General features: G+C 41.5%; 6 protein-coding genes. 2 read left to right on the top strand and 4 right to left on the bottom strand.

Going from position 1 to position 13,412, the window contains the following annotated elements; genetic code table 11:
* Genes yihA through PLE33_04725 form a run of 3 tightly spaced genes read right to left on the bottom strand, consistent with a single transcriptional unit; the run spans position 1 to position 1,928 of the window.
* On the bottom strand, positions 1–612 hold the full coding sequence (yihA, locus tag PLE33_04735; protein ID HPS60549.1) for a ribosome biogenesis GTP-binding protein YihA/YsxC: 612 nt from the start codon (positions 610–612) through the stop codon (positions 1–3).
* Positions 596–976 carry a 6-carboxytetrahydropterin synthase QueD gene (gene queD / locus PLE33_04730; GenBank protein HPS60548.1) on the bottom strand — a complete coding sequence of 127 codons (381 nt, stop codon included), beginning with the start codon at positions 974–976 and terminating at the stop codon, positions 596–598. Before queD ends, yihA begins: the two co-directional genes overlap by 17 nt.
* Before the next feature lie 19 nt (positions 977–995).
* The gene (locus tag PLE33_04725; protein HPS60547.1) at positions 996–1,928 is read right to left on the bottom strand and encodes a magnesium transporter CorA family protein; all 933 of its coding nucleotides are present in this window, start codon (positions 1,926–1,928) and stop codon (positions 996–998) included.
* A 309-nt stretch (positions 1,929–2,237) separates the two neighbouring features.
* Between PLE33_04725 and PLE33_04720 the strand changes: the two genes are divergently transcribed.
* Positions 2,238–8,339, top strand: a complete 6,102-nt coding sequence (locus PLE33_04720) for a carboxypeptidase regulatory-like domain-containing protein (protein HPS60546.1) — start codon at positions 2,238–2,240, stop codon at positions 8,337–8,339.
* Between the two features lie 686 nt (positions 8,340–9,025).
* The gene (locus PLE33_04715; protein ID HPS60545.1) at positions 9,026–12,229 is read left to right on the top strand and encodes a PDZ domain-containing protein; all 3,204 of its coding nucleotides are present in this window, start codon (positions 9,026–9,028) and stop codon (positions 12,227–12,229) included.
* 333 nt (positions 12,230–12,562) lie between these two features.
* Here PLE33_04715 and PLE33_04710 read toward each other — a convergent pair whose 3' ends face one another.
* Entirely contained in the window at positions 12,563–13,402 is an 840-nt protein-coding gene (locus tag PLE33_04710) for a hypothetical protein (GenBank protein ID HPS60544.1), read from the bottom strand.
* Positions 13,403–13,412: the final 10 nt, after the last annotated feature.

Raw genomic sequence — 13,412 nt, 5'->3', positions numbered from 1 at the left:
TCAGCTTAGCTTGCCCTGAATCCAGTTAAAAAGTTGTTCCAAACCGGTATTTTTAAGTGCTGAAACAGGAAAAATCGGCTCTTCCTTCAAGCCCAAACCCTTTGCCAGGTCTTTAACAGTCTTCGCTATTTTGGTTTTGGGAATTTTATCTGCTTTAGTAGCTACAATACAATAATCAATACCTCTTAAGCGCAACATTTCCAAAAGCATCAGGTCTTTGCTGTCTGCCGGATGACGAATATCTACAATAACGATCAGAGAACGCAATTGCTGACGCTGCTCAAAATATCTATTAATCATCCGTCGCCATTTTTCCTGTTCTGCCTGGCTAACTTCCGCAAAGCCGTAACCCGGTAAATCGGTAAATTGCAAAAAACCGGAGCTGTCACTTTCATCAATCTTGTAGCGAATTAAAAAGAAATTCAGCAGGCGTGTTTTACCCGGCGTGGAAGAGGTCTTGGCAAGCCCTTTGTGATTGGTTAACAAATTGATAAGGGTGGATTTACCCACATTACTTCTCCCCGCAAAAGCAAATTCCGGATAGGCGGAAGCGGGATAATCACTTGGCTCTACAGCACTTTTAACGAAAAAGGAATCAACAAATCTGATCATTACTGTAAATCACACTGCTTTTTTCGGATTCGTAAACTTCTACTTCAGAGATGGCTACGGGCTTATCTATTAATTCTTTTTCCATACATTCATAGATGTATATTGCCAGGTTCTCGGAAGTGGGATTGCACTCTGTAAAGGGAACAATTTCATTTAAGTAAGAATGATCCAGGTTTCTTAAGATATTGGCAAGGATAGCTTTGAGAACACCGAAATCCATTGCCATCCCGATTTCATCCTGCTTCTTTGCTTTCACGCAAATTCTTACTTTCCAGTTGTGACCATGCAATTTACTACAGGGACCTTGATAGTCCTTCAGTAAATGCGCTGCGGAAAAGGTATCTATTACATTTAAGTAAAACATCGTTACTCTCCTTAGATTACTAAAAGTATTTCTTGTGAATGAAAATGAGCACTAAGATAAGGGATATTAAAACTGCAATTCCCATTATCACGGCAAAAGCCATGTTGCTATCCTGAAAAGGTAAAGGCACATTCATTCCGTAGATACTTACAATAAGAGTCGGCACTGAAATGATGATGGTTATAGAGGTTAAAAACTTCATCACTACATTCAAGTTGTTGGAGATGATAGAGGCAAAAGCATCCATCATTCCGCTTAAAATGCTGCTGTAAATATTTGCCATTTCTATTGCCTGCTTGTTTTCAATGATTACATCTTCAATCATATCCTCGGCATCAGGATCATTCAATAACCAGCGGGTTCTTTGCAAACGCTCCAAAATAATCTCGTTGGATTTTAGGGCAGTATTAAAATAAACAAGTGATTTTTCCATCCGCAGTAAACGGATAAGTTCTTTATTCCGCATTGATTGATGCAGCTCATCCTCAATTAAATTGTTGCGGCGGTTGATTTCTTTTAGAAATTTCAAAAAATAGATTGCCGTCCGCAAGTTAATATTCAGCAAAAAACTCTGCTGCGTGATATTGAAAGGACGATGCTTTCCTTCCAGATATTGAGTTAAGATCTCATTATCGTAAAAAGAAACAGTTATCAGCTTATCTTCGGTGGAAATTATTCCTATTGGTGCCGTGGCAAAAGAGATTTTGGCAGAACGATGCTTATAATATATAGGCACGCGCAAAATTGTTAACAGCGCTCCCTCATCCCATTCTACACGAGCATTTTCATCAGCATCCTGAAGATCGGTTATAAAATCCTCTTCCAGATTGTATTTCTTAACTATTTGCTCAATTTCTTCCGGAGAGGGGTTCTCCAGATGTATCCAAAATGCTTCCTCCATAGTTAAAGCAGGAACAAAACGCTGACCGCTAACCTCAAAAACCTGGATCATAATAAACCTCCTTTCCTTATCTATTTTCTTCAGCCATTTTTTTATAACGCGTTTTTGTGGCAAGGAAAAAGTGGAAAATTAAAAAACTTGCTTGACAGATTTCCTGAACTATATTATCAGTGTATTATGTAAGAATGAGAAGTTCTACAAATGCATAGTGTGTGGTTTCCTGTTATTACAATAATGCAGGAAGATAATGTCCTAAAGTTAAACTCCGGTAACAGTTTCCGAGGGCAGGATGGTGACTGTTTTTCCGGAAATTAAACCAAAAATAACCCCAATAACAATAAAAAGGGAAAGGAGATAACTATGAAACGATTATCATTACTCCTCGTGATGATATTCATGGTATGCTTGTCCTGGGCTGCAATTGATGAATACTATTCTTTTACAGCCACTACAGGTACATACACACCAATTACAGGGACTAGTGCAGGAATTTCATCTGATGATGCAATTTCCGCTGCTATCCCTATTGGATTCACTTTTGGGTATGGAGATTTTTCTTTTAGCGAAGTAAAAATCTCTACCAACGGCTGGGTTGGCTTAGGTACTTCTCAAACTGGAAGTAACCTAACTAACAATCTTGCCTCCACATCTTATCAACCTGTTGTTGCCCCTCTTTGGGACGACCTTAGTATGGCTTCGGGAACAGTATCCTATGAAATGACTGGAACTGCACCCAATCGTATCTTCACTATTCAATATACAGACGCCAAATGGAACTACAGCGGTCCTGTTGGTTTTAATTTTCAAGTTCAACTATATGAAACAGGAAAGATTAGTATTATCTATGGAGCGAGTGGCGGAACGCCCAATAATCCTTCAGCTTCTATTGGGATAAATATGGGTCCTGGAGGTTCCGGATGGTATTATAGTATTGACCCAATTACTGGAACTGCCTCTACAACTACCGAGACCAACAATATTACTACTTTCCCCGTTCAGGGAACTGTTTACGAATTTAATCCGGTAGTAGCACAACCTAATGATCTTGCTGCAACAGGTATTTCCGGTAACACTACTCCTTCTGTTGGAATATCAGCTACTTATACCGTAACTGTCCGTAACCGGGGTTCCAATCCTCAAACCACCTATCAGGTAAAACTGATTGATGGTAATAATAATGAACTGGGAAATGTAGCTGGAACTGCAATTCAACCTGCTCAGACACTCAGTTTTCAAATTCCTTGGACTCCTACTGTAGCCGGACCAATGACTCTTATAGGTAAGGTTGTTTTAGCCGGTGATCAAAATACTACTAACGACCAGACAGCTCCTTTACCCATTGCTGTTCAACCAGCTGGTGTTCAGGCAGTTACTATTGCCGATGGCACAGAAACGATGCGTATTCCGATGGATTTCTTCTGGAAGAACTCCCTCTCCGAGACCATTTATATGTCCGATGAACTTGGCTTTGTCAGCGGCACTATAACTTCTTTGGCTTTTTACAATAACTTTTTTGATTCCCCTACCAATGGTGCCACCAAGATTTGGTTGGGCTCAACTAATGTTCAGGACTTAAGTGGTGGTTGGATTCCTTCCACGCAGATGACTTTGGTCTTTGATGGCAATATTACCTATCCTTCCGGTGCCAACACCATTACCATTCCCTTGCAAACCCCCTATATGCATACTCCTGGAAATCTGGTAATGATGGTACAGCGTCCAATGGATACGGACTATTATTCTTCTTCTGATAATTTTTATGGTTTAACCATTGGCACCAACCGCACTTTAAAAGTTCAAAGTGATGGAACCGCTTACGATCCTGCCAATCCTCCTGCCGGAACTACTCCTGTAGGACAGGTTCCCAAAACCACAATCTTTTATACTGGGCAGCAGATTGTAAATGATTTGTCTTGTCTTACCATTACCGGAAGCGGAACTCCTAATGTTAATTCACCTGCAACCTATACAATCACGGTTAAAAACAATGGAACTGCCACTCAAACCAACTACACCGTAAAACTGATGAAAGAAGGTGGCGTGCAACTGGCTACTGCTGCTGGTACTTCTATCGCTTCTTTAGAGACAGCTTCCTTCAACCTTAGCTGGACTCCCACTACTGTAGAAACCACCTATTTATATGGTGTAGTGGAACTTGCGGGTGACGAAATTGCTACCAATAATCAAACAGGAAACCTTACTGTTCAAGTAATGGAAGCAGGGCTTACCGTAGTGCAAATCGGTCAGGGAACTGCCACAAATAGCACTACCGGTGCTCCCACACCTTACGGGACCTACTGGAAGAACTTCCGTCAGCAATATCTATATACTGCTGCTGATATCTACGCAGCCGGTGGTGCACCTGGTTTGATTAATGCTTTGGCATTTAATGTTACTTCAGTGAATAACTGCTCCGCTATGCCGAACTACACTATAAAAGTAAAACATACAGATCAGACCGAGCTAACTACAACATTTGAAGTAGGGGAATATACTACTGTTTGGAATAGTCCCAGTTACTTACCTACAGCCGGATGGAATGTGCATACTTTCACTACTCCCTTCTTCTGGAACGGTGCTTCCAACCTCTTAATTGATATTTGCACAGATATTATTCCCGGTACTTATACTCAAAATGCTTCTGTTCCTTACACGCCTACTGCTTATCCCAGCTGCTTACGGTTCCAGAGTGATAGCTCACCTGCATCATCTGCAACAACTGGAACCACTTCTACCAATAGAGCTAATGCCAGATTGTATATGACTATTTCCGATATGGGTTCTCTTACCGGAGTAGTTAGCTCTTCAGCTGCTCCTTTGGAAGGTGCTTCAGTTACAGTTGTAGGAACTGTTTTCCATACCCTTACTGCTGCTGATGGTTCTTATAACTTCCAATATGTGCCGATTGGAACCCAACAAGTTATGGCTACAAAGCACGGTTATAACGAAGTTACGCATACTGTGACCATTGTGGAAGACCAAACCTCAACCCAAAACTTTGATCTTACTCTACTGCCACAAGTTACAGTAACCGGACGCGTAGTTGGAAGTGATCAGCCCACAGTTGGTTTGGCTGGCGCTACAATTACTTTAAGCGGTTATGAACCTTACGAGGCAACAACCAATGCTACCGGTAACTTCACTATTACTAATGTGTTTGCCAGTCAAACCTATAACTATGTTGTAAATGCAACCGGCTATCAACAGGCAACGGGTCAGGTCGTTGTTGGAACAACAAATGTAAATATGGGTGATATCACTGTTAACGAATTAGCATTTCCTCCTTATGCAGTAGTTGCTGCAGAAGCTGCTAATTTCAGTAATGTAACTGTTACCTGGCAACCACCCAATCCTGCTGCCGTAGGTGAATGGCTGCATTATGACAGTGGTGAAAATGACGATAGCATAGGAACTGGTGGTGCTAACGACTTTGATGTTTACATTCGTTACCCTGCATCCGCTCTTGCCGATTATGCTGGAATGAGCTTATATACACTAAAAGTATGGCCTGCCCAGGCAGGAACTTTCTCAGTTCGTGTTTGGACTGGTGGAACTGCTACTCAACCAGCTAATATGGTTGTTGACCAGGCATTTACACCTGTGCTTGATACTTATAATACTGTTGAATTAAATAGCCCCGTAACCGTTACAGGTAATGAAGAACTTTGGTTTGGATATCGTAATGTGGTTACTGGTGGATATCCTGCCGGCTGCGATGCGGGTCCTGCTGTTGACGGCTTTGGCAATATGATGTATTTTGGTGGTTCTTGGACTACTTTGACTGCCCAGAATCCTGATTTGAACTACAACTGGAATATTCAAGGTTATGTTGGATTTTCAGCTCCTACTGCAGCACCTGTTCTTACTGTAAAGAATAGCTCTCTCTTTGTTAAAAATGCTGCAGGGAGCAGAAATGATGACCGTGTTTTGCTTGGCTACAGAGTATATCGTCTCTTAGCTGCCGATCAAGGCAATGAAGCAAACTGGACAACCTTAACTCCCACCAGTATAACTCCTACCACTTATGTAGATAATGCCTGGCAGCCCTTACCTTCAGGTGTTTATAAATTTGCCGTGAAAGCGGTCTATTCTAATAATGTATTTTCCAATGCCGCTTTCTCCAATGAAATTCACAAAGGTATGATGGGAACCTTAACCGGAACAGTAACCGAATTCGGAACCAATCTACCTGTTCAAGGTGCTACCATTACCGCCGGTGAATATACCGGTCAAAGTAATGCTACCGGACATTTCAGCTTTGGTGTTTATGCCGGAACCTACACTGTAACTTGTACTAAGCCAGGTTATCAACCCGGTTCACAGGCAGGTGTAGTAATTGTCGGTTTACAAACCACAACTCAAAACTTCGTGCTTACAGAGCTTACTTTGCCTCCTGTAAATGTGCATGCAGAAGATACCGGCGCCATTGCCAATATCACTTGGGAAGCCCCCGGAACGGCTACAGGTATTACTGAGGGCTTTGAAGGTGCAACCTTCCCGCCTACTGACTGGAGCCAAATTATTACCGATACAGGTGCAGCAGGAACAACTGGTGTCTATCCAACCTGGTGTCAAGTTGGAACCGTAGCTCTTGACCCTGCAGTACCTCCTCATGGTGGTTCCTATCAAGCAGCAATGTGGTGGGATTATGTTAACCAGGATGAATGGTTGATTACGCCTCAATTCCCTTGCCCCAGTAATGCTGTTTTACAGTTCTGGAGCTATGTGTATCTTGGTTCCACTAATAGTGATCACTATTACATCAAGATTTCTACCGATAATGGCGGAACCTGGACTGTCCTTTGGGATGCAACTGCCCAAACCGGTGGATGGAATTATTATGCCACCCCGATTACTGTTAATCTTGCTACCTATGCAGGACAGCAAATTAAGCTTGCCTGGCATGCAGATGATCCGCCTTCAGCTGATGGAATGTGGTATGTTTGGTTCGTGGATGATGTTCTTATCGGATCCCCTACCAAAGTTATAACATTCAGTCCGGAACAGCTTTTTACAGCTTCTCAGGCACCGACACCAGCTCCCAAAATGGTTTATCCTACCAGTCCTATCAGTCGTGTAATTGGAAATGGAACTGAAACTCAACCTGTTGCTAATATCAAATCGCTTCCTCCTGCTCCAGTTCCTTCTTTTGATGGCTACAGAGTGCTGACAGGTTATCAGGTATGGCGTTTACTGCAAGGTCAGGAAACCAATGAAAGTGCCTGGACTTCTTTAACCAGCACTCCTATTAGTGCTTTGAGCTATGCCGATGATGATTGGCCTTCTTTACCGGATGGAACTTATAAATGGGCAGTGAAAGCTGTCTATACCGGTGGCGCTTATTCTGTAGCTACCTTCTCCAATGCTTTACCACAGTATCATGAAATTGGAACTATTGCCGGTATCGTGCGCAATATGCAGAATCAACCAATTTCAGGAGCCACTGTTACCTGCGGAGATGTAACTGCTACTACCAATGCCAGTGGTGCATACAGTATGTCTGTGCTGGCTGGAACTCACAGTGTAACTGCCAGCCATCCCAATTATGCTTCTGTTACGCATTCCGGTATCATAGTTGTAACCGGTCAAACTACTACCGTAAACTTCCAGTTGCCTCCAGTATCTGATTTGTTTAGTGATAGCTTTGAGAACTATGCTAACTTCGCTTTGACTTTTGCTCCGTGGACGCTGGTAGATGTTGATTTAAGTGCAACTTACGGTATTGAAAATTATACCTGGGAAAATGCCTATAGCCCGATGGCATTTATAATCTTCAATCCAACAGCCACAACTCCAGCGATGACTACTCTTGCAGCACACACTGGAAGCAAAATGGCTTGCTGTTTTGCTTCTACCACTCCTCCCAATAATGACTGGATGATTACTCCGCAATTAACAGGAGCAAGTTCCATCAAGTTCTGGGCAAGAAGTTATGTGGCTGATTATGGATTGGAAAGATTCAAAGTAGGTGTTTCTAATAATACTATTCCCGGTAGCTTCACTATTATTAGTGGTGCAAACTACATTCAAGCACCGGTGGAATGGACTGAATACACCTATCAGATTACCCAGCCGGGACCTCTTTACATTGGTATTCAATGCCTTTCCAATGATGCCTTCTTCTTCTGTGTTGATGATGTTACAGTTGCCGGAAACGATATTAATGATCCTGAAATTCCTGTAGTTGCCACAGCATTGAATAATAACTATCCTAACCCCTTCAATCCGGAAACCACCATTTCCTACAGTGTTAAAGATAGAGAACCAGTAACCATTGGTATCTATAACATTAAAGGTCAGCTGGTGAAAACCTTGCTGAAAGGTGTTCAGGAACCTGGAAATCATACCATTGTTTGGAATGGAACCGATGATAACGGTCGCTCTGTTTCCAGTGGCGTCTATTACTATAAGATGCAAGCTGGAAAATACAGCAGCACCAAGAAAATGATAATGATGAAATAAGTTAACTGGTTAACAGGTTAGCAAGTTAACTGGTGAAAAAGGTTAACGAGTTAGCAGGTTAGCAGGTTAACAAGTGATGAAAGCCCCGAACTGAATAAGCTCGGGGCTTTCTTAATTGAGCTCGGGGCTTTATTTATTCGGAAGAACGACATCCTTGTCGTTCAAAGTTAACAGGTTAACAGGTTAAAGGTTAACAGGTTAAAGGTTAACAGGTTAACAGGTTAACAGGTAATACTTTGTACCGGCGCTCGCTTTGTACCGGCGCTCGCTGTAGCGCCGAATAAAAAAAAACGGCGGAACGGCGTCCGCCGGTACATTAGCCGGTACAAGGGCTTTTGGCAGAGGGCAGAGAGCCGAGGGCAAAGAGCGAAGAGTAAAAGGGTTGTGCACCCGTAATCGCGTTACTTTATAATATTTCCTTGTAAATTTTATCTAATTACCTGTTGCCTGGTCATTTCGTTAACGACTCTTTAACGATCCTTTAACAATCCATTTACTTTGTTAAAGAGTCGTTAAAGAAGTTATAAAGAAGTATAAAAGATTCAACTTGGCAGGGAATTATGCGTTGTCTAAAAGCAGGCAACAGGTCTTGCAAAATTGCCTTTAATAAACTTCTTGACGCTTATATCCCGTATCAAAACTATTGCCTTAGCTGTTAAAATTTAATCTACAAAAGGAGCATCCTTATGCACGCGTATTATCGTCAACCTGCTATCTATAAAGATCAAGTGGTCTTTATTGCTGAAGATGACCTCTGGACTTTTAACTTAAAAGAAAAAGTTGCCAGGCGTCTAACTGCCAATTTGGGTATGATTCGCTATCCTCAGTTTTCTCCTGATGGTAAGCAAATTGCTTTTACCAGCACGGAAGAAGGAATTTCCGAAATTTATCTAATGCCTTCCGAAGGTGGCGAAGCAAAACGCATAACTTATTTGGGAGCTTATCTTTATACGCTGGGATGGAAAGGCAGCAAAATTATTTTCGCTTCTTCTCACAGTTCTTTTCTCCGGGGTTATGACAAACTTTTCGAAATTGAAAGTGAAGGTGGAGCTCCGGTGGAATTACCTTATGGAAGGGCATCCGATATTTCTTTTGGTGAAAAAGGAGTTGTTTTAGGTAGAAATACAGGCAATCCTGCAAGGTGGAAAAGATATCGGGGTGGAACTGCCGGCTATGTTTTGATTGATAAAAACGGCGATGGCAAATTCAAGAAACTGATTGATTTAAATGGGAACTTTGCCTGCCCGATGTGGATTGGCAACAGGATTTATTTTATCTGTGACCACGAAGGAATTGGCAATATTTATTCTTGCACGCCAGAGGGCAAAGACCTGCAAAAACACAGCCAGCATAAGGATTATTATGCCCGCGGTGCTTATAGCGATGGAAAAACTATTATCTGGCACGCGGGAGCAGAACTTTGGTTGATGGATATAAAAGAAAACAAGCCCCGGAAATTGTCTTTTGCTTATAGCAGTCCGATGGTTCAGAGGCAACGCAAATTTGTTAGTCCACCCCAAAATCTGGAAAATGTATATCTTTCACCTGATGGTGGTTCCCTTTCTTTAGAATTACGCGGGAAGGCATTAGTTAGTGGAAATTGGGAAGGCAGTGTGCAACAATATGGTTGGCATCAAGGAGTGCGTTATCGTCTGCCCCAAATTTTGCCGGACGGAAAACATCTGCTTTTGCTGTCTGATGAACCTGGCTATGAGCGTTTTGAAATTCACCCTTTGCGCCAGGATTTTGAAAAGGTCACCGAAGAAGTGGTGATTATTGATAATCCCGATTTGGGCAGAGTTACATCTTTTGTCCCTGCTCCTAAGGGCTCTCTGGTGGCTATTGAAAATCACCGTTGCGAGGTGATAGTTTTAGATTTGGAAAGCAAAGAATTCAAAACGATAGACCGGAACGAATTTGGCCTAATTTGGGAACTTAATTGGTCTCCGGATGGACGCTGGCTAACTTATAGCATAAATCGTGACCGTAACACCAGGCATATTATTATCTGGGATAGTAAAGAAAATCAATTGCATATAGTAAGTAAACCTGTGTTAAATGATACCGCTCCTGTTTTTGATCCGGAAGGAAAGTATCTCTATTTTGTGTCGGTGCGCAATTTAAATCCTTTACCGGATGGCATTCAGTTTGATTTCATCTACCCCAATTCCTATAAACCCTATTTAATTCCGTTGAAAAAAGAGCTGCGTTCTCCTTTTATTCAGGAACCGAAGCCCTTTGAAGCAAAACCGGAAACCCCTAAAAAAGATGAGAAAAAAGAAGAAAAAGAACCCAAAGACGAAATTAAACCGGTAGAAATTGATTTTGAAGGGATATGTGACCGCGTAATAGAATTTCCTGTTTCCTCCGGAATTTATGGTGGTTTGAGTGCAATCAAAGACCGCTTGTTCTATGTGAATATGCCTCTGGAAAACAGAGCAGATGATGAAAACAAGTTTGATTTGATGTGCTACGATTTGAACAAACTGGAGAGCTGGACTTATGCCAAAGATATTACAGGTTATCATATCTGCCAGGATGGCTCTGCTATTTTAATTCGCCAAAAGGATAAACTCCGGGTAATTTCTACTAAACTTGAGCCCAAAGCTGAACTGCCTGCAGAGGCAACACCCGGAAAAAAGAGCGGCTATATTGATTTGAGCCGTTTTTCTGTGGAAATTGTGCCTGTTGCAGAATGGCAACAAATGTTTAAAGAGGCCTGGCGTTTACAGACACAACAATATTGGGTGGAAGATATGGCAGGAATTAACTGGCAAAAGGTTTTTGACCGCTATTATCCATTAGTTGAGCGTTGTGCCAGCAGAAGTGATTTTTCCGATCTGATGTGGGAAGTGCAAGGCGAATTGGGCACCAGCCACTGTTATGAATTTGGCGGGGACTATCGTCAAAGTCCAAATTATAGAATCGGCAAATTGGGCATTGATTATCGCTATAATGCTCGCAAAAAGGGCTATGAAATAATCCGTATTTTAAAAGGAGACCATTGGCTAAGCGAAAATCGTTCGCCTTTTATGAACCCAGGTATTAATGTTTCCGAGGGCTGGATAATTAAAGCCGTAAATGGAATTCCCGTAAATAAAACTACACCTCCGGAAAGATTAACTTTAAATTTAGCCGGACAACAAGTTCAGCTAAGTGTTACCAGCCCCGATGGTAAAGAAGAAAAAGTGGTAACCCTGCCTACAATGAAAGATGAAACGCAAGCTCGTTATCGGGATTGGGTAGAAAGTAATCGTGAGTATGTCCATAATGCCTCTAAAGGCAAACTTGGCTATTTGCATATACCGGATATGCAAAAAGATGGTTTGATAGAATTCCATCGCTATTTCTTGGCAGAAGTGGATCACGAAGGACTGGTTATTGATGTCCGTAGTAATGGAGGAGGCAGCGTTTCTGGATTACTGCTCCAAAAACTGGCACGCAAAAGAATCGGCTATGATAAAACCCGTTGGTGGGGTGCCAATCCTTATATGGATAATGCTCCCATGGGTCCTATGGTTTGTATTACGGATGAACATGCCGGTAGCGATGGCGATATTTTCTCCCACAGTTTCAAACTTTTGGGCTTAGGAAAACTGATTGGTAAAAGAACTTGGGGGGGAGTAATCGGAATTTGGCCCAGGCATTGGCTGGTGGATGGAACAATTACTACTCAACCGGAATTCAGTTTTTGGTTCAAAGATGTCGGCTGGGGTGTGGAAAATTATGGAACCGATCCCGATATTGAAGTGGATATTATGCCTCAGGATTATGTAGAAGGAAAAGACCCGCAACTGGATGTTGCCATCAAAACCTGCCTGGCAGAAATAAAGAAAAACCCTCCGCTGAAACCGGATTTTGGGAAAATCCCGCGTAAGACACTACCCTGAAATAGCGAAAATATTTCACGCAGATTACGCAGAGGGAGCAGATTACGCAGATTTTATAGCTCTCACAGATTACACAGATAGCACAGATTAAAAAATGAATAGGTCTGGGATGAACAGGATTTGTGGGATTTTTGGGATTGAACTTTAGAAACAAGGATTTCAGGATTTAAGGATTAAGAGGATTTATTGATTAGCCACCGAAAGCACCGAAAACACCGAAAACACCGATGGCACCGCAAATATAACTATTACATATAACGGCTGTAGCTCTTTACTGCAGCCGTTTTTATTTTGCCAAAAATGTAGCTGATTTCTCCCGTAAAATACAATACTTTATTTGGTAATCATCAGCACTTTGGCGATAGTTGTATAGGATTTTTTATGATAAGTAAAAGCAATTTCATCCTGGGCAGAGACATTGTCATTTGTAAAGAAAGCATCAATTGCCCTAAATATCAGCTCAAAATTTCTTTTCAATTCCCAGCTTTTGGCTGGATTCTCTTTATCCAAAAGAATGATAAATATCCTATTATCGGCTCCAAACCTTTCAGCGCCTTGGTTTTCATACATCCATACAGCTAAATCCAGAGGATTCTGCAAAGCATTAGCTATGTTATATTCTTTGGGGATATAAGTTATTTTTAAATCAAAGGGTTGCCCGGCAAAGAAAAGATCAATTCCTTTTATATTCTTGATAGTTGGAATAACTTTAGGATGTGCCCCAATATGTTCTTCAATATAAACAGTAGTCCAGTGATTATACCAACTGCATATTGCATAATTGGTTACATCATCATGGAGAGTAAGTTTTACATGGTTGATTAAATCATCGTAGTGACAATATCTTCTTACGAACTCTTTTTGAATTTTTTGATCCAACCCTCCTTGGGTAGTGCTCCAGGCGAAATTTTTTACCTTAGAAACTTCATTTCTTAAATCTGCATCTGAGATAAGTTCTTTCCGTTCCTGTATTTTTTGGAGATAGAGGGTTTTAATGAAAGCATCAATAATATTTTCAGGGGGTAGGGGTTGCATTTCTAAAATTCTTTTCGTGATTTCTGAGGTAGAACCTTTTGGGGAAATGCCAAGATTAACTGCTAACTCCTTTAAATTCTCGCTTTTGATACTACTCAATTTCAAATTCAATAATTGTTTATGGCTGAATAAGGGCATCTTGTTCTCC

It is taken from the genome of Candidatus Cloacimonas sp. (assembly GCA_035403355.1).
Classification (GTDB): Bacteria; Cloacimonadota; Cloacimonadia; order Cloacimonadales; family Cloacimonadaceae; genus Cloacimonas.
The sequence above is the reverse complement of the archived record's forward strand: the minus strand, read 5'-3'. Positions and strand labels throughout refer to the sequence as shown.

Bases quoted from the DNA above. Each gene is read 5' to 3' on its own strand.
- yihA (HPS60549.1), bottom strand. From the start codon at position 612: ATGATCAGATTTGTTGATTCCTTTTTCGTTAAAAGTGCTGTAGAGCCA.
- queD (HPS60548.1), bottom strand. From the start codon at position 976: ATGTTTTACTTAAATGTAATAGATACCTTTTCCGCAGCGCATTTACTG.
- PLE33_04725 (HPS60547.1), bottom strand. From the start codon at position 1,928: ATGATCCAGGTTTTTGAGGTTAGCGGTCAGCGTTTTGTTCCTGCTTTA.
- PLE33_04720 (HPS60546.1), top strand. From the start codon at position 2,238: ATGAAACGATTATCATTACTCCTCGTGATGATATTCATGGTATGCTTG.
- PLE33_04715 (HPS60545.1), top strand. From the start codon at position 9,026: ATGCACGCGTATTATCGTCAACCTGCTATCTATAAAGATCAAGTGGTC.
- PLE33_04710 (HPS60544.1), bottom strand. From the start codon at position 13,402: ATGCCCTTATTCAGCCATAAACAATTATTGAATTTGAAATTGAGTAGT.